The 25,540-nt window shown below is 34.7% G+C and carries 23 protein-coding genes; 2 read left to right on the forward strand and 21 right to left on the reverse strand.

Going from position 1 to position 25,540, the window contains the following annotated elements:
• Positions 1-38 precede the first annotated feature (38 nt).
• The 15 genes from BM289_RS02210 to aspS all read right to left on the reverse strand — a co-directional run bounded on the left by BM289_RS02210 (position 39) and on the right by aspS (position 14,457).
• Entirely contained in the window at positions 39-1,478 is a 1,440-nt protein-coding gene (locus BM289_RS02210; RefSeq protein WP_091490514.1) for a complex I subunit 4 family protein, read from the reverse strand.
• Positions 1,479-1,488: 10 nt separating this feature from the next.
• Complete coding sequence (gene nuoL, locus BM289_RS02215; RefSeq protein ID WP_091490516.1) at positions 1,489-3,372, reverse strand: NADH-quinone oxidoreductase subunit L; 1,884 nt, start codon at positions 3,370-3,372, stop codon at positions 1,489-1,491.
• A 6-nt stretch (positions 3,373-3,378) separates the two neighbouring features.
• Positions 3,379-3,699, reverse strand: a complete 321-nt coding sequence (gene nuoK / locus BM289_RS02220; protein ID WP_008466103.1) for an NADH-quinone oxidoreductase subunit NuoK — start codon at positions 3,697-3,699, stop codon at positions 3,379-3,381.
• Positions 3,699-4,238, reverse strand: coding sequence for an NADH-quinone oxidoreductase subunit J family protein (locus BM289_RS02225; RefSeq protein WP_091490517.1), 540 nt, complete (start codon positions 4,236-4,238; stop codon positions 3,699-3,701). The genes nuoK and BM289_RS02225 overlap by 1 nt, the downstream gene beginning before the upstream one ends.
• On the reverse strand, positions 4,239-4,784 hold the full coding sequence (locus BM289_RS02230) for a NuoI/complex I 23 kDa subunit family protein (RefSeq protein ID WP_091490519.1): 546 nt from the start codon (positions 4,782-4,784) through the stop codon (positions 4,239-4,241). It abuts the gene before it with no gap.
• 85 nt (positions 4,785-4,869) lie between these two features.
• Positions 4,870-5,922: an NADH-quinone oxidoreductase subunit NuoH gene (gene nuoH, locus BM289_RS02235; RefSeq protein WP_091490521.1), complete on the reverse strand. Its 1,053-nt coding sequence runs from the start codon at positions 5,920-5,922 to the stop codon at positions 4,870-4,872.
• Between the two features lie 6 nt (positions 5,923-5,928).
• On the reverse strand, positions 5,929-6,957 hold the full coding sequence (locus BM289_RS02240) for an NADH-quinone oxidoreductase subunit G (protein WP_091490522.1): 1,029 nt from the start codon (positions 6,955-6,957) through the stop codon (positions 5,929-5,931).
• Positions 6,958-7,126: 169 nt separating this feature from the next.
• Entirely contained in the window at positions 7,127-8,497 is a 1,371-nt protein-coding gene (gene nuoF / locus BM289_RS02245; protein ID WP_091490524.1) for an NADH-quinone oxidoreductase subunit NuoF, read from the reverse strand.
• A 1-nt stretch (position 8,498) separates the two neighbouring features.
• A complete protein-coding gene (locus BM289_RS02250; RefSeq protein WP_008466111.1) occupies positions 8,499-9,029 on the reverse strand; it encodes a complex I 24 kDa subunit family protein in 531 nt (176 codons plus the stop codon).
• 76 nt (positions 9,030-9,105) lie between these two features.
• Entirely contained in the window at positions 9,106-10,344 is a 1,239-nt protein-coding gene (locus BM289_RS02255) for an NADH-quinone oxidoreductase subunit D (RefSeq protein WP_091490525.1), read from the reverse strand.
• A 21-nt stretch (positions 10,345-10,365) separates the two neighbouring features.
• Positions 10,366-10,887 (reverse strand): NADH-quinone oxidoreductase subunit C, encoded by a 522-nt coding sequence (locus BM289_RS02260; RefSeq protein ID WP_091490527.1) that lies wholly within the window; start codon positions 10,885-10,887, stop codon positions 10,366-10,368.
• A 1-nt stretch (position 10,888) separates the two neighbouring features.
• Positions 10,889-11,437, reverse strand: coding sequence for an NADH-quinone oxidoreductase subunit B (locus tag BM289_RS02265; RefSeq protein WP_091490528.1), 549 nt, complete (start codon positions 11,435-11,437; stop codon positions 10,889-10,891).
• A 158-nt stretch (positions 11,438-11,595) separates the two neighbouring features.
• The gene (locus BM289_RS02270; RefSeq protein WP_091490530.1) at positions 11,596-11,961 is read right to left on the reverse strand and encodes an NADH-quinone oxidoreductase subunit A; all 366 of its coding nucleotides are present in this window, start codon (positions 11,959-11,961) and stop codon (positions 11,596-11,598) included.
• A gap of 243 nt (positions 11,962-12,204) precedes the next feature.
• The gene (locus BM289_RS02275; protein ID WP_007137066.1) at positions 12,205-12,399 is read right to left on the reverse strand and encodes a cold-shock protein; all 195 of its coding nucleotides are present in this window, start codon (positions 12,397-12,399) and stop codon (positions 12,205-12,207) included.
• 306 nt (positions 12,400-12,705) lie between these two features.
• Complete coding sequence (gene aspS, locus BM289_RS02280; RefSeq protein WP_091490532.1) at positions 12,706-14,457, reverse strand: aspartate--tRNA ligase; 1,752 nt, start codon at positions 14,455-14,457, stop codon at positions 12,706-12,708.
• Between the two features lie 158 nt (positions 14,458-14,615).
• On the opposite strand from aspS, the gene BM289_RS02285 reads away from it, so the two are divergent.
• Together BM289_RS02285 and BM289_RS02290 are read left to right on the forward strand one after the other, a co-directional pair.
• Complete coding sequence (locus BM289_RS02285) at positions 14,616-15,611, forward strand: TlpA family protein disulfide reductase (protein ID WP_091490534.1); 996 nt, start codon at positions 14,616-14,618, stop codon at positions 15,609-15,611.
• 222 nt (positions 15,612-15,833) lie between these two features.
• Positions 15,834-16,181, forward strand: coding sequence for a toxin-antitoxin system YwqK family antitoxin (locus tag BM289_RS02290; RefSeq protein WP_091490535.1), 348 nt, complete (start codon positions 15,834-15,836; stop codon positions 16,179-16,181).
• A 209-nt stretch (positions 16,182-16,390) separates the two neighbouring features.
• Here BM289_RS02290 and BM289_RS02295 read toward each other — a convergent pair whose 3' ends face one another.
• The 6 genes from BM289_RS02295 to BM289_RS02320 all read right to left on the reverse strand — a co-directional run bounded on the left by BM289_RS02295 (position 16,391) and on the right by BM289_RS02320 (position 25,455).
• Complete coding sequence (locus BM289_RS02295) at positions 16,391-17,941, reverse strand: PepSY-associated TM helix domain-containing protein (RefSeq protein ID WP_091490537.1); 1,551 nt, start codon at positions 17,939-17,941, stop codon at positions 16,391-16,393.
• 6 nt (positions 17,942-17,947) lie between these two features.
• Complete coding sequence (locus BM289_RS02300; RefSeq protein ID WP_091490538.1) at positions 17,948-18,250, reverse strand: hypothetical protein; 303 nt, start codon at positions 18,248-18,250, stop codon at positions 17,948-17,950.
• Positions 18,251-18,270: 20 nt separating this feature from the next.
• Complete coding sequence (locus tag BM289_RS02305; protein WP_091490540.1) at positions 18,271-18,603, reverse strand: hypothetical protein; 333 nt, start codon at positions 18,601-18,603, stop codon at positions 18,271-18,273.
• A gap of 60 nt (positions 18,604-18,663) precedes the next feature.
• The gene (locus tag BM289_RS02310; protein WP_091490542.1) at positions 18,664-21,144 is read right to left on the reverse strand and encodes a TonB-dependent receptor; all 2,481 of its coding nucleotides are present in this window, start codon (positions 21,142-21,144) and stop codon (positions 18,664-18,666) included.
• 216 nt (positions 21,145-21,360) lie between these two features.
• The gene (gene odhB, locus BM289_RS02315; protein ID WP_091490543.1) at positions 21,361-22,605 is read right to left on the reverse strand and encodes a 2-oxoglutarate dehydrogenase complex dihydrolipoyllysine-residue succinyltransferase; all 1,245 of its coding nucleotides are present in this window, start codon (positions 22,603-22,605) and stop codon (positions 21,361-21,363) included.
• A gap of 75 nt (positions 22,606-22,680) precedes the next feature.
• Positions 22,681-25,455 carry a 2-oxoglutarate dehydrogenase E1 component gene (locus tag BM289_RS02320; RefSeq protein WP_091490545.1) on the reverse strand — a complete coding sequence of 925 codons (2,775 nt, stop codon included), beginning with the start codon at positions 25,453-25,455 and terminating at the stop codon, positions 22,681-22,683.
• Between the last annotated feature and the right edge of the window lie 85 nt (positions 25,456-25,540).

The following is a 25,540-nucleotide window of genomic DNA, read 5'->3' on the forward strand; positions in this document are numbered from 1 at the left end:
TTTGAAGTGTAATCCTAATTTATTTTTTGTTTAAAATATTAGTTCTTATTGATAACTTGTAAAATAGTTTCCAAGCTTGGTGTAATCAAATCTGTAATTGGTTTTGGATAGAAACCAAAGAATAATAAAACTGCAATGATTACAGCAAATGAAATTCCTTCGTTAAGCGTAACATCAGCAAAAGTTTTCGAATTTGTTTCGCCCAACATTACATGTTGGAACATTCTCAACATATAGTAAGCTCCTAAAATAATAGTAGTTCCACCAAGAATTGCAAACCAAATATTTACTTGAGATAAACTGTATAATACTGTAAATTCTCCAACAAAGTTAAATGTGCTTGGCAATGCAACAGAAGCTAAAACTAAGATTAAAAACATTGAAGTAAATTTTGGAGATTGCGTACGAATACCGCCCATTGCTTCAATTTCTCTAGTTTCAAATCTTCTGAAAATTACTTCAGCAGCAAAGAATAATCCCACTACCACAAAACCGTGAGCAATCATTTGCATAACAGCACCTCTTAAACCATCAAGAGTCAAAGTATAAGAACCAGCCGCAATTAATCCAACGTGGGCAAGTGAAGAATAAGCTAATAATTTTTTAAGATCTTTTTGTCTCAATGCAACAATTGATCCGTATATAACACCTGCAATTCCTAACACAATGAAAATATCCATGTATTCTTTCGCAGCCAATGGTGCAATTGGCAATTGCCAACGAATTACACTGTATAATCCCATTTTCAGCATGATACCAGATAAAAGCATTGTTCCAACTGTTGGCGCTTTTTGGTACACATTTGCCTGCCAAGTATGGAAAGGAATAATTGGAATTTTAATAGCATAAGCTAAGAAGAAAGCCAAGAAAATCCATAATTGTTCGCAAGCAGATAAATCTAATTTGTATAAATCTTCAATTAAGAAAGAACCTGCTTTTTGGTATAAATAGATAAAAGCAGTTAACATGAATAACGAACCAGCAAGTGTGTAAATAAAGAATTTAACTACTGCTTTTCTGCGTTCTTCCGCATCGCCGTTACCCCAGATCAAAGCAATGAAGTAAATTGGAATAAGCGCTAACTCCCAGAAAATATAGTATAAAAGACCATCAGAAGCTAAGAAAGTTCCTGTCATAGCAAAAGACATGAACAAGATTAGGCCGTAAAAAGCTTTAGCATTTTTGTATTCATTTCCGAAAGAAGAAAATATAATAATCGGAGTCAAAGCTGCGGTTAATAAAACCATTGCAAGTCCAAGTCCGTCTGCATTTAAAGCAAAAGAAATTTTTGGCTGAGTAATCCAGCTGTTGATTACGCTGATATTTTCGCCAGTCGAATAATTATTCAATAATACAATTGAACATCCTAAAGCAACTAAACTAAAAAGTAAAGCAACTTTTGAAGCTAGTTTGTCACCAGAAAAATAAGTGGCAAATGCACCAATTAAAAGTATAATTAATATAGTAGAAACGTTCATAGTAATAATATTATTGAGCTAAAAATATATAGGAAACAATTGCACAAAGTCCTAAAACAAAAACAAATAGATATAATCCTATACTTCCGGTTTGTAATTTTTTTCCTTGGAAAGCAATTTCGTTTGCTATTTTACCTAATCCAAATACAAGAGCTGATAATCCTGTTTCGATATAATCTCTAAAGAATTTAGATAAGCTGTTAACTGGTGCTACAAATACAGCATCGTAAACTTCATCAACATAATATTTGTTGTATAACACTTTGCTTAAACCAGTAATGTTTTCATCAGCTTCAGGAACATTATCTTGTTTAAAGTATTTTATGTAAGCAATTAAAATTCCTAATAATCCACCTAGAACTGCAACACCCATTAAAGTGTATTCAGTTGTACCTAAATGGTGCTCGCCTTCTGTTGCTTTTGCAAAAAGAGGAGCTAGGTATTCATTTAACCAGCTATTTCCAGGTAAACTAATTAATCCTCCAAAAGTGGCTAAAATAGCTAAGATGATAAGCGGAATTGTAATTAATGCACCACTTTCGTGTAAATGATGTTTTTGTTCTTCTGTTCCTCTAAATTCTTTGAAGAAAGTCAGGAACATTAAACGGAACATATAGAAAGCCGTCATAATTGATGCAACAGATCCAACAACATATAATGGAATACTGTGGTGGAAAGCGGTCAATAAAATTTCATCTTTTGAGAAGAAACCTGAGAAAAACGGAACTCCAGAAATTGCTAATGAAGAAATCAACATGGTCCAGAACGTGATTGGCATCGCTTTACGCAAACCTCCCATGTTACGCATATCTTGCTCTCCGTGTAATCCGTGAATTACAGATCCAGATCCTAAGAATAAACATGCTTTGAAGAAAGCGTGAGTGATTACGTGGAAAACCGCTACTTCATAAGCTCCAAATCCTAATGCCAAGAACATTAAACCTAATTGAGAAACTGTAGAGTAAGCCAATACTTTTTTAATATCGTTTTGAACTAATCCAATTGTAGCCGCAACTAATGAAGTAATAGCTCCAATAACTGCAATTACAGTTTGAACGTCTGTTGCAAGGTCAAAAACAAAGTTTAATCTTGTTACCATAAAGATACCAGCAGTAACCATTGTAGCTGCGTGGATCAATGCAGAAACTGGAGTTGGTCCAGCCATCGCATCAGGTAACCAAGTGTATAACGGAATTTGAGCAGATTTACCGCAAGCTCCAATAAACAAACATAAAGCAGCTAAAGAAAGTAATGGTAAATTTAAGTTAGTAGCTCCAGCAATTACAGTTTTTAAAGTTGCATAATCTAATGTCGAGAACATCGTTCCGATGATAAACATTCCGATTAATAAACCTAAATCTCCAATTCTGTTCATGATGAAAGCTTTTTTTGCAGCATCATTGTAATCCTGGTTTTTATGCCAGAATCCAATTAATAGGTAAGAACAAAGTCCAACACCTTCCCATCCGATGAAAAGAACTAATAAGTTACTTCCAATTACAAGCGTAATCATAAAGAAAACGAATAGATTTAAATACGCAAAAAACTTGTGCATATTCTCATCATCATGCATGTAACTGATAGAGTATAAGTGAATCAAAGATCCAATTCCAGTTACAAAAAGTAACCAAAGAACTGACAATTGATCTAATAAAAATCCAAGATTGATTTTTAAGTTGCTGATTTGAATCCAATCAAATAAAGTAACCTCAATTCCTTTTCCAGTTGAAGTTATTTGATTAAAAAGTAAAAGAGAAACTACAAAAGAAATCGCTACAGCAACAGTCCCGATTGCACCAGAAACTGTTTTCCCTAAGCTCTTTCCAAAAAAGACATTTACTAGAAAACCTAGTAAAGGAGTTAAAACTAAAATTAAAGCTAAATTGGTATCCATTTCTGATTATCCTTTTAAATTTTTTAAATTATCGATACTGATTGATCCAATATTTCTAAAGATAGAAACTAAAATGGCCAATCCTACCGCAACTTCGGCTGCAGCAACCGCCATCGAGAAGAACACAAAAACTTGTCCTTGTGCATCTTGATGATAAGTTGAAAAAGCAACAAATAAAAGGTTCACCGCATTCAACATAATTTCGATAGACATGAAAACGATAATAGCATTTCGTCTGTACAATACACCAAAAATACCAATACAGAAAAGTACAACACTCAAAAAGATGTAGTTTTCAATACCTATTTGATTTAATATATTACCCATTATTTATTTAATTTTTCTTTTTTAGACAATAGAACTGTTCCAATCATGGCAACCAGAAGTAAAACCGAAGCAAATTCGAATGGAACCATATATTCATCCAATAAAATTTTTCCTAAAACTTTAATAGACTGGAAATCTTCTCCTGTAGAATCGTATTCTCCAACAATTGGTTTAGAGTTAATGAAGATTGTGATTAAAACAATCAAGATTAAGCAGAAAGAAACAATTGCTCCTAAACGTGTAATTCTAGGACGGTGAACTTCTCGCTGTTCGTTTAGGTTCATCAACATGATTGTAAACAGGAACAGAATCATAATAGCACCAGAGTAGACTATGATATGAACTACTGCCAAAAACTGAGAATTTAATAATAAATAATGACCGGCAATCGAGAAGAAACAAATCACTAAGTAAATAGCTGAGTGAATTGGATTTCTGCTGAAAATAGTCAGGAAAGCAGTAATAACGGTAATAAACGCTAAAAAGCAAAAGATAACTTGGACAGTTGTTGCGTGTGCAAAATCAGGAATATGTATCATTTAGTTAGCGTTTTTAAGTTGAGCGTTTTTCAAAGCCATTTCTAAAGGCATTACTAATTTATCTTTCCCGAAAATGAAATCTTCTCTGTTGTAGTTAGCAGGCACTAAAACTTTAGATTCTGTCAAATAGATAGCATCTTTAGGGCAAGCTTCTTCACATAAACCACAGAAAATACAACGAAGCATGTTGATTTCATAGATCTCAGCATATTTCTCTTCTCTGTATAAGTGTTTTTCATCTGCTTTACGTTCAGCTGCTTTCATAGTGATTGCTTCTGCTGGGCAAGATAAAGCACATAATCCGCAAGCTGTACAGTTTTCACGACCTTGCTCATCGCGTTTCAGCATGTGCTGACCACGATAAACGGGGCTCATTTCACGAACCTGCTCCGGATAATGAATGGTAACTTTTTTTCTAAAAAGGTGTTTCACCGTAATAAACAAACCTTTTACAATCGCCACAAGATACAATCGTTCAATAAAAGTCATGTCCTTATTTGACACCACCTTCTTTCTACCCGATAATGATATAGTTTCTATTGACATTTTTACTAGTATAGTTTATGATTCAAAAATTGAATATTCAGATTTGAATCTATTTTTGTTTTTTATTTGTGAATTAGTACGGTTCTTAGAATCCTAAGAAAGCTGCAATATCGTGTCTTAATATTACAATACCGGTAATCATGATATTAACGATCGAAAGCGGAATCAAAATTCTCCAGCCTAAGTGCATTAATTGGTCATATCTAAATCTTGGAATGGTCCAACGAACCCACATGTAAAAGAATATGAAGAAACATATCTTAGCAAATAGTACCGCGATTCCTAATAAGTTAGCTGTATTTACACCAACATTTTCTACCATCCATTGCATTCCAGGATAGTTGTATCCTCCAAAAAATAAAACAGAAATAATAGTAGAAGAAATAAACATACTAGCATATTCAGCAAACAAATAGAATCCCATTTTCATGGACGAATATTCTGTATGGTAACCTCCAATTAACTCGTTCTCACATTCTGCTAAATCGAAAGGTGTTCTATTAGTTTCAGCAAAAGAACAGATTAAGAAAATTAAAAAGGATAATGGCTGATATAATACATTCCAGTGCCATTCTGACTGCTGTAATGAAATTTCTTTTAAACTCATTGTTCCAGTCATCATCAGTAAAGCAATCATCGATAATCCCATGGCAACTTCATAAGAAACCATTTGAGATGCCGCACGAATTGCTCCCATCAAAGAGAATTTATTGTTTGAAGCCCATCCACCAATCATGATTCCATAAACTCCAACAGAAAGAACTCCAAAAATGTATAATAAAGCGATATTGATATCTGTAGCCTGAAGAATAATATCTCTTCCGAAAAGGTGAAGTCTGTCTCCCCACGGAATTACAGCACTTGTCATTAACGCTGTACTCATCGCAATTGCAGGACCTACAACGAATAAAAATTTATTTGGTGTGTTTGGAAAAAACTCTTCTTTAGAGAATAATTTCATACCATCTGCAAGTGGCTGTAATAAACCTCCCCATCCAGCACGGTTTGGTCCAACACGGTCTTGCAAGAAAGCAGCAACTTTACGTTCTGCCCAAGTAGAATACATCGCCATAATCATTGTTACCGCAAAAACGACAACAATAACAACACTTTTTTCTATAATAAATGCACTTTCCATTTCTTACTATTTTTGATCTTTATCCGTTAATGGAATTGCAGCCATACTAATCTTTTTACGGTCGATATCTCTACCTAAAAGAATGTTCTTTTCAGTATCGATGGTAACTTTCTCTAATTTCTGAGTATAGTTATTTTGGTTGATAACAGAATCTTTTTCAAATTCTCTTGGCCCTTCAATAACCCAGTCATTCACATCTTTGTGATCAAAACGACAGCTGTTGCAGATGAATTCTTCTACTTCGTGGTACTCGTCTTTACGACCCGTTACACGTTGAATTTCTCCACCAAACATCCAAACGGTAGTTTTGCCACAACATCCCGGAGTAGTACATTCTCTGTGTGCGTTGTAAGGTTTGTTAAACCAAACTCTTGATTTAAAGCGGAAAGTTTTATCTGTTAAAGCTCCAACTGGACAAACGTCAATCATGTTTCCAGAGAATTCATTGTCGATTGCTTTAGAAATTCCAGTTGAAATATTAGCGTGGTCACCACGATCTAATACTCCGTGAACTCTGTTGTCTGTCAATTGATCTGCAACTTGTACACATCTTTGGCATAAGATACAGCGGTTCATATGCAGTTGAATATTTGGACCAATATCTTCTGGTTCAAATGTTCTTTTCTCTTCAATATAACGTGATTTTGGGTTTCCGTGTTCAAAACTTAAATTTTGAAGATCACATTCTCCCGCCTGATCACAAATTGGACAGTCTAATGGATGGTTGATCAATAAAAATTCTGTTACAGATTTACGCGCTTCGGTAACTCTGGCAGAAGATTTACTGTTTACTTCCATTCCGTCCATACATCCTGTTACACAAGATGCCATTAATTTTGGCATTGGTCTTGGATCAGCTTCACTACCTTTAGAAACTTCAACTAAACAACAACGACATTTTCCGCCGCTGCCTTTTAATTTTGAGTAATAGCACATGGCTGGCGGTACCAAATCTCCACCAATCATACGTGCAGCCTGCAGGATCGTTGTTCCTGGTTCTACGTCTATACTTTGACCGTCTATGGTTACTTTCATCTCTTTATTTGTTTTTTTAGTTTCAGGTTTCAGGTTTCACGTTTTCACTTGAAACTAAAAAAACTTGAAACTTTAAACTATTTTAAACTTTTTTGTTGAAAGTCGGAATATTGAAAAGAATTGCTGTCCTTTTTAACATTATGAACTTTATAACTTTCTGCTTTTATTTTTATACGATTGCTTTACCGCCAACTAAATGCTTCACTTGTGAAAAAGGTTCAGCGACAAAGTGATCTCTATTTTTGATTTTTTCAGGGAAACGAACATGATATTCGAATTCATCTCTAAAGTGACGAATTGCAGCCGCTACTGGCCAAGAAGCTGCGTCTCCTAGAGGACAGATTGTGTTTCCTTCAATTTTACTTTGAATGCTCCACAATAATTCGATATCTTCTTCACGGCCTTGACCGTTTTCAATTCTCCATAAGATTTTTTCCAACCATCCAGTTCCTTCACGGCAAGGTGTACATTGTCCGCAAGATTCATGGTGGTAAAAACGAGCAAAGTTCCAAGTGTTTCTAACGATACAAGCAGTATCGTTGTAAACAATAAATCCTCCAGAACCTAACATAGATCCGGTAGCAAAACCGCCATCACTTAAAGATTCGTAAGTCATTAAACGATCTTCACCGTTTGCTGTTTTGAAAATCAATTCAGCTGGTAAGATTGGCACAGAAGAACCTCCAGGAACAAAAGCTTTCAAAGGTCGACTTGAAGACATTCCTCCTAGATATTCATCAGAATTCATGAATTCGTCAACACTTAAACCTAATTCAATTTCGTAAACACCAGGGTTTTTGATGTGTCCTGAAGCAGAAATTAATTTAGTACCAGTTGAACGGCCGATACCAATTTTTGCATAATCGTCACCAGAATTGTTTACAATCCATGGCACTGTCGCAATAGTTTCAACATTGTTTACTACCGTTGGATTTGCCCAAAGACCAGAAACAGCTGGGAAAGGTGGTTTAATACGAGGATTTCCTCTTTTACCTTCCAATGATTCGATTAATGCTGTTTCTTCTCCACAGATATAAGCTCCAGCTCCACAGTGAACGTGAAGTTCAAGATCATAACCTGTTCCTAATATATTTTTTCCTAACCATCCGGCAGCTTTTGCTTCGGCGATTGCTCTTTCTAAGATTTTGAAAACCCACATATATTCTCCACGAATGTAGATATAAGATAAGTTAGCACCCAAAGCGTAGCTAGAAGTAATCATTCCCTCGATCAATAAGTGAGGAATGTATTCCATCAAAAATCGATCTTTGAATGTTCCAGGCTCAGACTCGTCGGCGTTACACACTAAGTGTCTTGGTCTTCCTGATTTTTTGTCAATAAAGCTCCATTTCATTCCGGCAGGGAAACCCGCACCACCACGACCACGTAATCCTGATTTTTTTACTTCTTCAGTTACTTCGTCTGGAGTTAATGTTTTTAAAGCTTTTTCTACAGAAGCGTAACCACCGTTTTGGCGATAAACTTCGTAGGTTTTAATTCCAGGAATATTGATTTTATCTAATAATATTTTTTGTGACATCTTATTTATCGTGTAATATTATTTTATCCTCTCTACAATCAGCAATGATCTGATCGATTTTTTCTTCTGTCAGTTTCTCTTTGTAGAAATCTCCCAACTGCATCATCGGAGCGTATCCGCAAGCACCTAAACATTCTACACCAGCAATGGTAAACATTCCGTCTGGAGTCGTTTCGCCCATTTTAATGCCTAATTTTTCAGAAGTATAATCCATTAAATCTTCTGCACCTCTTAAACAGCAACAAGAAGTCTGGCAGAACTCAAACATGTACTTACCAATTGGCTTTTGGTTGAACATCGTATAGAAAGTAACCACTTCATAAACCTCAATTGGTTTTATCTGAAGAATCTCGGCAACTTTATCTTGAAGTTCAATACTAAGCCAGTTGTTATGTGCATCCTGAACTTCGTGCAAAACAGGCAATAAAGCCGATTTTTGTTTGCCCTCAGGATAATGACTGATCAATTCATTGATGCGGTTCATCAATGCCTCAGTCATATTTATTTCTTGTTTGTAATGTTTTCTTTCCATTTTATTCTTGTTTTGCCACAAAGGCGCAAAGGCACAAATTTTTTAATTTAAATTCTATTATCTAAAATCTAAATTTTTAGGCGTCCAATTCTCCTGCAATTACGTTCAAACTTGAAAGGATGATAATTGCATCAGAAAGCATGGCACCTTTAATCATTTCTGGGAATGCTTGATAATAAATAAAGCATGGTCTTCTGAAATGTAATCTATATGGAGTTCTACTTCCGTCTGTTACTAAATAGAAACCGATTTCTCCATTTCCTCCTTCTACTGGGTGATAGATTTCTGCAACTGGTACAGGAACTTCTCCCATTACAATCTTAAAGTGATAAATTAAAGATTCCATAGAAGTATAAACATCTTCTTTTGGAGGAAGGTAGTAATCTGGAACTTCAGCGTGATATTCGTTTCCTGGAGGCATTTTTTCTAAAGCCTGACGAATAATGCTTAAACTTTCCCAAACTTCAGCATTACGAACACAGAAACGATCATAAGTGTCTCCTGATTTTCCAACAGGAACAATAAAATCAAAATCTTCGTAAGATGAATAAGGTTGTGCAACACGTACATCATAATCAACGCCTGCAGCACGTAAGTTTGGACCTGTAAATCCGTAAGCCATTGCTTTTTCAGCAGTGATTCCACCTACGTTTACAGTTCTGTCAAGGAAAATTCTGTTTCTCTCGAATAGGTTTTGGAATTCCTGCCATACTGGAGGGAATTCTTCTAGGAATTTATCTAGTTTTTTGAAAACTTCTGGAGACCAGTCTCTTTCAAAACCACCGATTCTTCCCATATTGGTAGTCAAACGAGCTCCACAAATTTCTTCGTAGATTTCGTAGATTTTCTCTCTAAATTGAAAAACGTATAAGAAACCAGTATACGCACCAGTATCTACACCTAAAATCCCGTTACAGATAATGTGATCCGTAATACGAGCCAGCTCCATAACGATAACTCTTAAGTACTGCGCTCTTTTAGGAACTTCAATACCCAATAGTTTTTCTACTGTCATCCACCATCCCATATTATTAATAGGAGAAGAGCAGTAGTTCATTCGGTCTGTAAGAGGTGTAATTTGATAAAAAGGACGATTTTCGGCAATTTTTTCGAAGGCTCTGTGGATGTAGCCAATAGTTGGCTCAGCCTCAAGAATTTTTTCACCATCCATTAATAGGATGTTTTGGAAAATACCGTGAGTCGCAGGGTGAGTTGGACCTAAATTTAGTACAGAAAGTTCGCTTCCATCTTCGTTTAGTCTCTCCTTAATTATTTTAGCATAACGATGCTCTGGTGGTAATAATAGTTCTGACATTTTATAATGTTGAATTATTTTTTAGCAATTTGATGTTGTTCTTCCGAAGAATCGGTCATCCTTATCTGTTCTTCCGCTGTCTTCCAATGGGAATTCTTTTCGCATTGGGTGAGACTGCATTTCGTCCATATTTAAAATACGTTTCAATTGAGGATGTCCTATAAAGTTAATCCCGAAGAAATCGTAAGTTTCTCTTTCCATCCAGTTTGAACTCAAGAAAATATTTGAAACCGATTTAATTTCTGGTTTTTCACCGTTTAAGAAAACTTTGATTTTTAATCTTTTGTTTTCGTACCAGTTGTGTAAATGATAAACAACTGCAAACTGACGCTCACTTTCATTATCCGGATAATGAATACCGCATAAGTCAGTTAAGAAATGAAATTTTAATTCTGGATCGTTTTTAAGGAATAGAATCAACGGTGTAATTTTATCAGCTGAAGCTTCTAAAGAAAAAATATCTCTTTCTTGCTGAAAGTTGAAAACATCGTTATTAAATGTTTCAGTAAGTTTATCTTGGATCAGGGTGTTTTCTAAAGCCATCTTATGAGATATTATATGAAGCTAATAATTCTTGATATTCTGGTGAGCTTCTTCTTCTTACAGATTCGCTTTTTACCAGTTCCTGAAGTCTCATTACTCCATCAACAATTTGTTCTGGTCTTGGCGGGCATCCCGGAACGTAAACATCAACCGGAATTACTTTGTCAATTCCCTGAAGAACAGAATACGTATCGAATACTCCTCCTGAAGAAGCGCACGCTCCAACAGCAATTACCCAGCGAGGTTCTGACATTTGCTCGTAAACTTGTCTTAAGATAGGTGCCATTTTTTTAGAAATGGTTCCCATAACCAATAACATGTCTGCTTGTCTCGGTGAGAAACTCACACGCTCAGAACCAAATCGAGCTAAATCGTAATGAGATGCCATAGTTGCCATGAATTCGATACCGCAACATGAAGTTGCAAAAGGAAGTGGCCACAATGAATTGGCTCTTGCTAAACCAACAACATCACTAAGTTTTGTAGCGAAGAAACCTTCACCAGTAACTCCTTCTGGCGGTGAAACCATATTTACTTTTGAATCGCTCATTTTTATTTTAGATTTCTGATTTTAGATTTTAGATTTTTTTGAAATCGTAAAAGGTAAAATCAATTTTTTAAATCAGTATTAATTTAATTAAGTTTAAATTCTAAATTTTAATTTCAGACGATTAATCTAAAATCAGAAATCTAAAATCTAAAATCGTTTTATTCCCACTCTAATGCTTTCTTTTTGATGATGTAGAAGAAACCAACTAAAAGTAAAGACATGAAAACAATCATTTTTAACATTCCTTCAATTCCTAAGTCTTTGAAGTTAACTGCCCAAGGATAAAGGAAAATAACCTCTACGTCGAACAATACAAATAAAATAGCAACTAAGAAGTATTTTACAGAGAATGGAATACGAGCGTTACCAACAGATTCGATACCACATTCGAAATTTTGATCTTTAACTTCAGAGGATCTTTTTGGCCCTAATTTTCCAGAAATAATGATTGTTCCTACCACAAAACCAACAGCTAGAATAAACTGCATTAAAATAGGAATGTAACTGTATTGATCAGATTGCATAAGCTTCGTTTTTTTACTTGAAAAGTGAGCCACAAAGATAACTTTCAAGTCTGTAAAACACAAGCTAAAAAAGGTTTTAAGTAGGGTGCAGAACGACGTTTTTGCCTAATTTTTATTGATTATAAATAACGCCCAAGAATTTTAATATTTTTTTAAGAAATAGCTCAAAAAAAAACGTCCCGATACTTCGGGACGTCTTCTGAGACCATTCAGAGGCAAAAAAAATAAATTGCTATATTTTTCTTAGATTACTGCTACTTTAGCAGCAACTTTCCCTTTTCTTCCTTCTTCTTCTTCATAGCTTACACGGTCACCTTCGCGTAATTCTTCCGCGTTAATTCCTGAAGCGTGAACGAAGATATCCTTTCCTGTTTCTTCGTCTGTAATGAATCCATAACCTTTAGACTCATTGAAAAATTTTACTGTACCTGTACGCATTGTAATTGTAATAATAATTTATAATAAAACAAATGTAACATATAAATTCATACAAAAGACATATACCTGTTAAATTTTTGTAAAAATTATTGATTTACAGTGTTTTTACGTAGTTTATTACAGCAATTTGTTTATAGAACACCAATATTTGAGAATCATTAATTGTAAGAATATAAAAAAGACTAAATTGTAAGAATTTAATAATTTGAAAAATGACGCGATTAAGATTTTTCTTAACATTTGGTTAAAGCAAAAAAGACGCTGAAATTTCAGCGTCTTTTTCTATATTTCGATTCAATTTGTAGTTTAAATTGTGTCAATTTTAATTTTTAATTCTTTCAGTTGTGCATCATCAATTGCAGCTGGTGCATCAATCATAACGTCACGTCCAGAATTGTTTTTAGGGAAAGCGATAAAATCTCTAATCGTTTCTTGTCCTCCTAAAATGGCAACTAATCTATCAAGACCAAAAGCCAATCCTCCGTGAGGTGGTGCTCCAAACTGGAAAGCATCCATTAAGAAGCCAAATTGTGCTTTTGCTTCTTCTTCAGTAAATCCTAAATATTTGAACATTAATTGCTGAGTTGCTTTATCGTGAATACGAATAGAACCTCCACCAATTTCGTTTCCGTTTAAAACCATGTCATAAGCATTTGCACGAACTTTTCCTGGTTCTGTTTCCAGTAATGCCATATCTTCTGGTTTAGGAGACGTAAATGGGTGGTGCATTGCATGATAACGACCACTCTCTTCGTCCAATTCCAATAATGGGAAATCTACCACCCATAATGGAGCAAATTCTTCTGGATTACGCAATCCTAAACGGGTTGCCAATTCCATACGAAGTGCAGATAATTGCGCTCTAGTTTTGTTTGCAGGTCCAGAAAGAACAAAAATCATATCTCCAGGATTTGCTTCTGTAGCTTTTGCCCAGTTTGCCAAATCATCATTGTCGTAGAACTTATCTACAGATGATTTGTATGTTCCATCTTCGTTGCATTTTACATACACCATTCCAGATGCTCCAACTTGTGGGCGTTTTACCCAGTCAATTAAGCCATCGATTTCTTTACGAGTATAATTTCCTGCTCCTGGAACTGCAATTCCCACAACTAATTCAGCTGCATTGAAAACTGGGAATTCTTTATGTTGTGCAAATTCGTTTAATTCGCCAAACTTCATCCCGAAACGAATGTCCGGTTTGTCATTTCCGTATGTTTTCATGGCATAATCGTAGGTGATTCTTGGGAATTTGTCTACTTCAATGCCTTTAATTTCTTTTAATAAATGTCTTGTCAAACCTTCGAAAACATTTAAAATATCTTCTTGTTCTACAAATGCCATCTCACAGTCAATCTGAGTAAACTCTGGCTGACGGTCTGCACGTAAATCTTCGTCACGGAAACATTTCACGATTTGGAAATATTTATCCATTCCACCTACCATTAATAATTGTTTGAAAGTTTGTGGAGATTGGGGCAAAGCATAAAACTGTCCTTCGTTCATACGGCTTGGTACAACGAAATCTCTCGCTCCTTCCGGAGTTGATTTGATTAAATAAGGCGTTTCAACTTCGCAGAAATCTAAATTAGATAAATATTTGCGAACTTCCATCGCTACTTTATGACGGAATAATAAACTGTTTTTTACCGGATTTCTACGAATATCCAAATAACGGTATTTCATTCTGATGTCTTCCCCGCCGTCCGTTTCATCTTCAATAGTAAATGGAGGAGTAAGAGCAGTGTTTAAAATTGTTAATTCAGAAACTAAAATTTCGATTTCACCTGTTGGAATATTTTTGTTTTTAGCTTCACGCTCAATAACAGTTCCTTTTACCTGAATAACAAATTCTCTTCCTAGAGTTTTTGCCAATTCAAAAACAGTTTTATTAGTACGACTTTCGTCGAAAATAAGTTGTGTGATTCCATAACGGTCGCGTAAATCGACCCAATTCATAAATCCTTTATCACGTGATTTTTGAACCCAGCCCGCAAGTGTAACTTCGGTATTAATATTTGAAGCGTTTAATTCGCCGCAATTATGACTTCTATACATAATCTCAATTTTAGACTGCAAAAGTAAATACAAAATTCAAGATAATATAGTAAAGTGATAAACTTGATGTATGGAATTTTAAATATTTTGTTAATTCTTAAATTACGAAGCTTTAAATTCTTTAGATTTGAATCACTAATAAACTAATAATAATACCCATGAAAAAACTTTTTGTTGCAGGTTTGGTACTTTTTAATGCTTTGAATGTGATTGGACAAGGCAAAAGTACGGTTAAGTTCACTGCTAAAATCGCAAATAGAAATAGCGACACTTTGGTCATTAAAGGAAAGGATAATTTTAAGCAAGTAATTCCAATAGATAAAAAACAAGTATTTGCAGCAACTTTTGAGGCTCCAAAAGGATTTTATATGTTTTCTGACGGAACAGAATCTTCTAATTTATTCTTAAAACCAAATTCTGAAGTCAATTTGACTATGAATGCGAAAGAATTTGACGAAACGATAGTATATAAAGGTAAAGGAGTAAACGAAAGCAACTTTTTAGCGCAGCAAGCTTTAAAAGATGAAAGTTTTCAAAAAGATGCTTTTTCAAAAGAGTTAGGAGAGTTTACAGCTTTGCTTGATGCAAAATTAAAAGCAGATACCGAAAATCTTGAAAAGGGAGATCTTGATCCAGAATTCAAAGTGGCTATGAGACGAAGCATCGAAGGCTTTAATAAATATGCTGCAGAAGAATATGATAGAGCTGCAAAAGCGAATAAAATGGTTGGGAAAGCTTCTCCAGATTTTGATTACGAAAATTTTAAAGGAGGAAAAACAAAATTATCTGATTTAAAAGGTAAATATGTTTACATCGATCTTTGGGCAACTTGGTGCGCACCTTGTAGAGCTGAGATTCCATATCTTCAAAAAATTGAAGAAAAATATCACGGCAAGAATATCGAGTTTGTGAGTATTTCTATTGATAAATTAAAGGATAATGAAAAGTGGAAAAAATTCGTAACCGATAAACATCTTGGTGGCGTACAGCTTTTTGCTGATAAAGATTGGGAATCTGAATTTGTAGTTAATTATGGAGTAACTGGAATTCCTAGATTTATTTTAATTGATCCTCAAGGAAATGTTGTGAAGTCTGAAGCACCTAGACCATCTGATCCAGAGCTTGATAAACAACTAAGTGCACTATTGAACTAAATTATTTACGAAATTTATAACGTTCTCGTAGAAAACAAGTTTTTTCTAAAACACCAGTAAAACCAGTGCCTAGGCACTGGTTTTTTAGTTTTCTGTAGTTTTCCAATGTTAAGTTTTTAGTCAATGTTACCAAATTGTTAAGTAAAAGTTTTTTTAATGTAAACTATTAATTATATTTGATAACAATTTAGTAACATTCAATAACATTTAATACCTGACGATATGAAAAAGTGTGTGATTTTAGCGGCTGTATTATTCTCTGGAATTCTAACAGCACAAGAAGGTAAACCTGAATTAGAAGCTGTTGGAAATAAAGTAAAAGCAACTTACTATTATGAGAACGGTAAAATACAGCAGGAAGGCTTTTTTAAGGATGGAAAATTGGACGGTATCTGGGTGTATTATGATGAAAATGGAAATAAAAAAACCGTTGGAGAGTACACAGACGGACTAAAAACTGGAAATTGGGTCTACTTTAATGAAAACAGCTTGAAAGAAGTTGCTTATGTAGATAACAAAGTTAGTTCAGTTAAAAACTTACAGAAAAATGCTTTAGCAAACAGAAACTAATCAAGTTTCGAAAATTATAAAGAACCGCTTTTTTTATAAGCGGTTTTTTTATGTCTTTTTTTGAACGAAAAATATAAATCTCACAAAGAAACTAAGTCCGAAGATCATTTTATAGCTTCTGGATTTAGAGTCTTTACGAGATTTAAAAAAAAACTTACTGTCTTTGTGCCTTTGTGGCCAAATACGAATTGGAGTATGTTGAGTTCTTTTTAAGAAACTACTTTTTTAGGTTTTAAATGGTAAGCAACATATAATGAAGTGGAAGCCAAGAAAATCCAGAAAGCGTCAATAAAGAAAATCTGAATTTTGTTGTGCATAAACGATGTCCAAAACCAATCTCCAGAAACAATTCCGTTTGTGATTGGAATAAGGAAACCTAAAATACTTCCAGAAATCAAGCAGAATTTATTGGTAAAGCCATCATTCTTTTTAATGATAAAAAAGATTGTTAGCAATAGCCATCCGCCAAAATAAAGTCTGAATAGATTTGCCTGGCTTAAAGGATAGAAAATCTTGCTTCCAATAAAAGCTAAAGCAGTAATTGGATACATACTCAAACAAATTGCCAAATAAATACGGACAACGGCATTGTTGAAACGTCTTTTCTTTTCGGGCATATTGTTTTTCTGTCTCGCAACCAGCCAAATCATAACTCCGGAAATGATTACAAAGCAAGTTATAATTCCCAGCAAAAAGCTTACTATTCTTAAAGCGTATCCTCCATAATCGCCAAAATGTATTCTGTATAAAACATTTTTTACAACATCTAAATAACTGGTTTGAGAGATGGGATTTTTTTTGGCAATTTCTTTTCCATCAGCAATTCGATAAACTACTTTACCAATTCCAGTAAATTTTTTGTGACTCAAAAGTTCTCCTTCAACCAAAACGTGCATATTGGCATCGCCGTAATTTTGGATAAAAACACGAGTGATTTCAAAATCAGACCAGTTCTTTTTTGTTTTCGCAACCAGTTCGTCGATATTAAATGGATTCGCCAGTTTTTTGTTTTCAAACTTATAATCTGAATCGGTGTATTCTAATTCTTTATATAATTTATCCTGATCGCCATTGTATAAAGTCTTTACAGCTGGCGCTACAAGCAACAGTTTAATCATAAAGAAAGCTCCAGTAACAGCATAAACAAATTGAAAAGGCAGACCAATCATTCCTAGTGCAGTATGTGCATCTGTCCAAAGTGTTTTTAATTTTTCTTTTGGTCGGAAAATATAAAAGTTAGAGACTATTTTATTCCAATGCAACAATACTCCAGTTACAACCGCAAACAAGAAAAACAACGCTACAAAACCAGAAAGATAATATCCTACAGGATACGGAATCTGGGCAAAGAAATGTAAACGATATAAAAGTTCTCCCAAAGAATAAGATTCTTCGTAAGTAAAGGATTTAAAGTTTTTTGGATTTAGGTAGAAAAATTGACTGTCACGTTGTTTTTTGGGAGCTAAAGTATCTTTAGTTCCTTCCATGTAAACATTGACTCTTTCTTCGTTAGAATGTTTAGAGATGGTGATATTTCTGCCGTGTAAAACATATTTTTCATCCAGATGCTTTAACGCTTTATTATAGTCTAATTGGATTTCTCTTGTAATTGCACTAGATTCACTTCTTTCCCAATTGATGATTTCATCTCTAAAAAAAGAAAAAGATCCAGCAAAGAAAATTACAAAAAGAGCCACGCTGATAACGATTCCGCTGACAGTATGTGTGTGAAAATAGATGTTGTAATGACGGTTGTTCATAAAATATTATTGTGCCGTATGGTTATAAGTTTGACCTAAATAAATAAAAAGACAAAAAAGCAGTGTCAACAGAAGGTAAATTCCCCATATTTTCCAACCGCTTTTAGCAAGAAATGCAATTATCATTAACGCTACCCAGAGAATAAAACCAGTAAAAGCCATGGTGATAAGTACATTTGCACGATTAAACCAAGCAGCTAAAGCTAAATGAAAAGTAACAGAAACAAAGTATCCTCCTAAAATAGCAGCTGTAATTTTGGAAAAGCGTGGCCAAAAAGCAGGATTTAAATATTTTGAATTCGCTGGCATATTGTAATTTAAAAATGATATTAGTTATAGTAAAGTTCTAGTAGCGCAACAAAAATTAGCAGGGCTAAAAGTACTTTGCTGTTTACTTTTTTTAATGGTTGAAGAATAACGATTAAGCTTCCAATAGTCATTAACTGAATAAAAAACATCAAAGTACCACAACCTAAAGACTGTGTAAAAAGCCACATTATATAAGCGGTTAATAATAATGTTAATCCGATAATTTTAGTTGGTTTTGGATTTTTCTGCATCCATTTTTCAAAACCCAAATCATAGGACAAAACCGCTCTTTTTGAAGTGTAATAAAGAGTATAAAAAGCTAGAAAAACAAAAAGACTGGCAATTGTAATCATAATCTTTAAAATTTAAAAAACACCTTTCTCCTAAAAGAAAGGTGTTTGAAATGTTTTTTATTAAAATCTGTATGAGAAACTTGCAACCACGCTTCTAGCATCTTTAGGGTGAACTGTTGACCATCCATCGTAAATGTCTTCATTTGCAATGTTGTTGACTTTTAATGTTAAAGTGTATTTCTCAGTTCCATAAAAGATAGAAGAGTTTAGTACTGTATATTCTGGAATTGTAAACACTCCAGCTACAGTTCTGTTCATGATTTTATTGTCGCTTGCATAGTTACCACCAAAACCTAAACCAAATCCTTTTAACTCACCTTGTGTGAATTTATAGCTAGCCCAAAGGTTTGCTAAATTCTGTGGTCCAGCACTTTCAGGTCTGTGATTTACGAAATCTGGCAGTCCTGCAGTTAAAAGAGCATCGTTATAACTGTATCCTAATACAATGTTTAGGCCGTCAATTGGGTTTGCAACAATTTCTGCTTCAAAACCTTTGTTTCTTTGTGCACCGTTATCATAACTAATCGTAGTTGTTGCTCCATAATCGGTGTAAACCATATCTCTTACTTTAGTATCATAGTAGCTAAAAGTAGCGTATAATTTTTCTTTGAATACATTTAATTTTGTACCCACTTCAAATTGAGCGGCATGTTCTGGTGAGAATGTTCTAGGTGTTCTAGTTCCATCAGCAGCGACATCAGTAATTGGTGATGGGTTTACAAAACCATCCATGTAGTTAGCAAAAATTGAAACTTTATCAAGAATTGGCTGGTAAACTAAACCAAATTTTGGAGAGAAAGTAGTTTGGTTAAAATCATCAGATTTTGTTGTTACATCTCCTGAATTCATGAAACGGTCTATACGTAAACTTGCCATAGCAGAAAGGGCAGGCGTGATATTGATTACGTTAGATACATAAGCACTAAAAACTTCTTGTTTTTGTTTGGTGTTGTTTACAGGAACCGTGGATAATGCAGCTTCAGCATGAGCTTTTGATAAATTACCATTGTCTCCATTTGTGATATAGTCATTAGGATCTGTAATTCTATATACATTTTCGTTTACAGTTTGTAAAGGATCATTTCCAATATAAATAAGACTTTCATTGTAAAGATATCCAGATCCATTATCAACTTGCATTCTGTTGAAATAATCTAAACCAGCAACAATTCTGTTTCTTAAGTTTCCAATTTTAAAATCGCCAATAAAATTTTGCTGAATATCGGTTGTTAATGTTTTAGAATCATTATTTGTAAATGATCTTCCAAGAACAATTCCGTCATTAATGCCACTAAAATTGCTTGTGATTTCATATAGATAAGCATAGTATCCTAGTGATTTCGCAGAACTTCTTGCAAGAACTGTTTGTGAAGTCCATTGGTCAGAAATTTTATAATTCATCTGTCCCTGAAGACTATACGATGGTGTTTTAAGTGTTAACTGATTACTAGTGTAAGAACGTTTGTTGTCATATCTCAATTCGTCAATGTTGTGAACGCGAAGAGGAGAAAAACGATCTAAAAACAACATAGTAGGATTTGTACTTTCACTGCTTAAAAACTCAGTATTAACTAAGAATGATAATCTTTCATTCACTTCATAAGAAAGAGAAGGAGCTACAAATAAAGATTTTCTAAAACCTGCATCTTGAAAACTATCCTCATCATGATAAGCAGCATTTATACGAAAGTTTACTTTATGTTCGTCGTCAAGAGGAGTGTTAACATCTGCAGTAACTCTGTTTAAACCGTAGCTTCCGGCAGTATAACTTATTTCTCCTCCAAAATGGTCATAAGGTTTTTTTGTAGTGATGTTGATTAAACCTCCGTAAGAGATTAAACTGCTTCCAAATAAAGTTCCGGATGGGCCTTTGATTACTTCAATTTTATCAATATTAGCAGGGTCTAAACTTCCGTTAGATAAACCTGGAAGTCCATTAATCATAGTTGGTTGAACAGCAAATCCTCTTAGAGAGAAATAACCAGCACCATCTCCGCCACGGCCAGTTGATGCCCAAAGCTGTGTTAAGCCTGGAGAGTTTTTAAGAGCATCATCAAGGTTAGTTACAACTTGTTCTTTTAATAACTCGCTGGTAATAGTAGTGTAAACCTGTGGGTTTTCAAGATTTTTAAGAGGTAATCTTGATACTTGCTGTGTTTCTTTACGTGCCAATGGGTTTTTTCTATTCCCATTTACTACGATTTCATTTAGTTCCTGAGAATTTTCACTGATTCTAAAGTCTTCTATAATAGAATCACCACTATTTAGGCTAACGCTTTTTTCTTTTGAAGAGTATCCAATTCCAGAAACTTTAATTACATAGTTTCCAGGTTTGATGTTTTTAATTTCATAGAAACCATTTGCATCTGTAACTGTTCCTATTTTAGTTCCTTTTAATACTACAGAAACATTGTCTGCAGCTTCATTATTTGTTAAACTAATCTGACCTTTGATGGTTGCTTTTTCTTGGGCTAAAGCTGATACGCTAGTCAATAAAGCAAAACAAAAACTCAAAAAAGAAATGGTAAATCTATATTTCATTTTATTTAGAATTGATTTTAATAGCGCAAATGTAGTAGTTGATTGCTAATAATACAAGCTATCCTTATTTATTCTAAATAAAATTTTTTTCAAAGGGTAAAATTTACGTTAATGTAAAAAATTAACAGCTTAAGCTAAAATTAAGACAGTATTAAGAAAAAAAAACCTGTTCAAATTGATGAACAGGTTTTTGAGTATTGTTGAAAATTATTACAATTACAATTCTAAAGCACGTTTAGCATCGCCATTCATTAATAATTCTACTGGATTTTCTAAAGCTTCTTTAACAGCAACCAAGAAACCAACAGACTCACGTCCGTCAATAATTCTGTGGTCGTAAGAAAGCGCTACATACATCATTGGGTGGATTTCCACTTTTCCATTTACAGCGATTGGACGCTCGATGATGTTGTGCATTCCTAAGATTCCTGATTGAGGAGGGTTGATGATTGGAGTAGATAACATACTTCCGAAAACTCCACCATTTGTGATTGTGAAAGTTCCTCCAGTCATATCGTCAACTGTAATTTGACCGTCACGAGCTCTTAAAGCTAATCTTTTGATTTCAGCTTCAATTCCACGGAAAGTTAATAATTCAGCATTACGAACAACAGGAACCATTAATCCTTTTGGTCCAGAAACTGCGATTGAGATGTCAGCAAAATCATAAGCGATTTTGTAATCACCATCCATCATTGAGTTAACATCTGGATATAATTGTAAAGCTCTTGTAACTGCTTTTGTAAAGAATGACATGAAACCTAAACCAAGACCACCATGTTTTGCTTTGAACGCATCTTTGTATTCGTTACGAATTTGGTTGATTGGCGTCATATTTACTTCGTTGAAAGTAGTAAGCATAGCAGTTTCATTTTTAGCTGAAACTAATCTTTCTGCTACTTTACGACGTAACATTGATAATTTTGTACGCTCAGTTCCACGGCTTCCACCAGTTGGAGTTCCCATAGAAGGTACTGCATTTACAGCATCATCTTTAGTAATTCTTCCGCCTTTACCAGTTCCTGTTACAGTTGCTGGAGCAATATTTTTCTCGTCTAATATTTTTCTTGCTGCTGGAGATGGAGTTCCCGCTGCGTAACTTGTAGCTGCAGGAGCTTGTGCTGGTTCAGCCTTTGGAGCCTCAGCTTTTACTTCAGCTTTAGGAGCTTCCGCTTTTGGCGCTTCTGTTGCTGGAGCTGCTGCTGCACCATCTGCTGGTTTAGCTGCATCTGTATCAATTAAACAAACTACAGCACCTACTGCTACTGTATCACCTTCTTCAGCTTTTAGTGTAATTACACCGCTCATTTCAGCAGGTAATTCAAGAGTAGCTTTATCTGAATCAACTTCAGCAATTGCTTGATCTTTTTCTACATAATCTCCGTCTTTTACTAACCAAGTTGCAATCTCAACTTCTTTTATTGACTCCCCTGGTGATGGGACTTTCATTTCTAAAATCATCTTATTTCTTTGTTTAAGGTTTTTATGGTTTCAATCCCGATAGTTATCGGGATTGAAACTTGAAACATTTTTTTATTATCTGAATAAATTTTTATCGAATACCATTCTAATTGCATCTGCGTGACGACGTTTTGCACGTGTGTAGCTTCCTGATGCAGGAGCAGAATATGCTTTTAATGAAGCTAATCTCCATTTTACAAGATCAAAGTTCATTAACATAAAACTGTAAGCTCCCATGTTCTTAGGTTCTTCTTGCGCCCAAACATAATCATCTGCATTTGGATACTTCGCGATGATTTCTTTAATCTGCTCAACTGGGAAAGGGAATAATTGCTCGATACGAACAACTGCAACGTCATTTCTTCCGTTGTTTTCTCTTTCAGCGACAATATCATAATAGAATTTACCTGTACAGAAAACCAAAGTTTTTACTTTCTTTTTATCTACAGTATTGTCATCAATTGTTTCTTGGAAGCTTCCATTTGCTAATTCATCCACAGTAGATACGCATCTTGGATCACGTAGTAAACTTTTTGGAGAAAAAACTACTAACGGTTTACGGAAGTTTGTTTTCATTTGTCTTCTCAACAAGTGGAAGAAGTTAGCAGGCGTTGTACAATCTGCCACATACATATTATGCCTTGCACAAAGTTGTAAGTAACGTTCCATTCTTGCAGAAGAGTGTTCAGCTCCTTGACCTTCGTATCCATGAGGCAATAACATCACGATACCGTTTTGGTTGTTCCATTTATCTTCTCCACAAGAAATATATTGGTCAATCATGATTTGAGCACCGTTAGAGAAATCTCCAAATTGTGCTTCCCAGATGGTTAAGGCTTTTGGGTTTGCTAATGCATATCCGTAATCAAAACCTAAAACTCCATACTCAGATAAAAGAGAGTTGAATACGCCAAAGTTTCCTTTTTTGTTTTCAATTCCGTTCAACAAAATTACTTCTTCTTCAGAATCTTCCACTTTAACTACAGCATGACGGTGAGAGAAAGTACCACGCTCAACGTCCTGACCAGAAATACGAACATCAAATCCTTCTGTTAAAAGAGATCCGTAAGCCAATGCTTCTGCAGTTCCCCAGTCTAGTGTATTGTTGTCGTATCCAACTTTTCTGTCTGTAACAATTTTAGTGATTTTGTTGATGAACTTTTTGTCTTCCGGTAAAGTTGAGATTGTGTTGATGATAGAATCTAATCCTTCTTTAGCGAAAGTAGTATCCACTTTTTGAAGCATTTGCGTATCTGTTACCTGAACAAATCCTTCCCATTCGTTTTTCATGAATGGCGTAATGATAGTCAAATCTTTTTTACGAGAAGCTTCTAAGTTTTCTTCTAAAGCAGATTTGTATTGTTTTTCTAAACCATTCACATAAGAAGCATCGATTACGCCTTCAGATAATAATTTCTCAGCGTAAATGTCTCTTGGGTTTTTGTGTTTAGCAATGATTTTGTATAAAACTGGCTGTGTGAAACGAGGTTCGTCACCTTCGTTATGTCCATATTTTCTATATCCTAACAAATCAATAAATACGTCACGTCCAAACTGCATTCTGTAATCTAATGCAAAAGATACAGCATGTACAACGGCCTCAGCATCGTCAGCATTTACGTGTAATACTGGAGATAAAGTTACTTTGGCAACGTCTGTACAATAAGTAGAAGAACGAGCGTCTAAATAGTTAGTTGTAAATCCAACTTGGTTGTTGATTACAATATGGATTGTTCCTCCAGTTTTGTAACCGTCTAATTGTGCCATTTGAATGATTTCATACAAAATACCTTGACCTGCGATAGCAGCATCTCCGTGAACGGCGATTGGTAATACTTTAGAGAAATCATCGGCAAAATATTTATCTTGTTTTGCTCTTGTGATGCCTTCAATTACAGCTCCAACCGTTTCTAAGTGAGAAGGGTTTGGTGCTAAATTGATGTTGATGCTTTTTCCTGATCTTGTTTTTCTGTCTGCAGTAAGACCTAAGTGGTATTTTACGTCACCGTCAAAATATTCTTGATCGTAATCTTTTCCGTCAAACTCACCAAAGATATCTTGAGTAGATTTCCCGAAGATGTTTGCCAAAACGTTCAAACGACCACGATGAGCCATTCCCATTACGAATTGTTCAACACCTTTTTCTGCAGCTTGCTCAATTAAAGCATCTAAAGCTGGGATGATAGATTCTCCACCTTCTAATGAGAAACGTTTTTGTCCAACGTATTTAGTGTGAAGGAAGTTCTCAAAAGATACAGCTTCGTTTAATTTATTTAAGATAGTTTTCTTTTCTTCTGTAGAGAAATTTGGCTGATTAACATTTACAGACAATTTATCCTGAATCCATTTTACAACGCCAGGATTTCTAATATACATATATTCAATACCAATATGCTGGCAGTAAATAGTTTTAAGGCGGTTTACAATATCTTGTAAAGAAGATGGTTGCATTCCGATTGTCTGAGCAGCATCAAAAACAGTTGAAAGATCAGCCGCAGATAATCCGAAGTTCTCGATATCTAAAGTTGGCGAAGATTGTCTGCGGTCACGAACAGGATTTGTCTTCGTGAATAAATGCCCGCGCGTACGGTATCCGTCAATTAATTTCAGAACGTTGAATTCTTTTTTTAGTTTTTCTGAAACCTGACTGTAATCTGTGTTATCGCTAGTCACGTACTCAACGATAGTTTGCACTGGATTTTCGTCGTTATAAGTTGTTTGTCCAAAGTCGAAACCTTGAAAGAAACTTCTCCAGCTAGGCTCAACGCTGTCTGGGTTAACTAAATATTGATCGTATAATTGTGCAAAGAACTCGGTATGCGCTGCGTTTAAAAATGAAAACCTATCCATAATATGAGTGAATATACTTTTTGTTATATAGAAAGGCAAAAGTACAACAATCACATTTATTTAAATCTTTTTTTTACGTACTTTT

This window comes from Flavobacterium phragmitis, assembly GCF_900112575.1.
GTDB classification, from domain to species: Bacteria; Bacteroidota; Bacteroidia; order Flavobacteriales; family Flavobacteriaceae; genus Flavobacterium; species Flavobacterium phragmitis.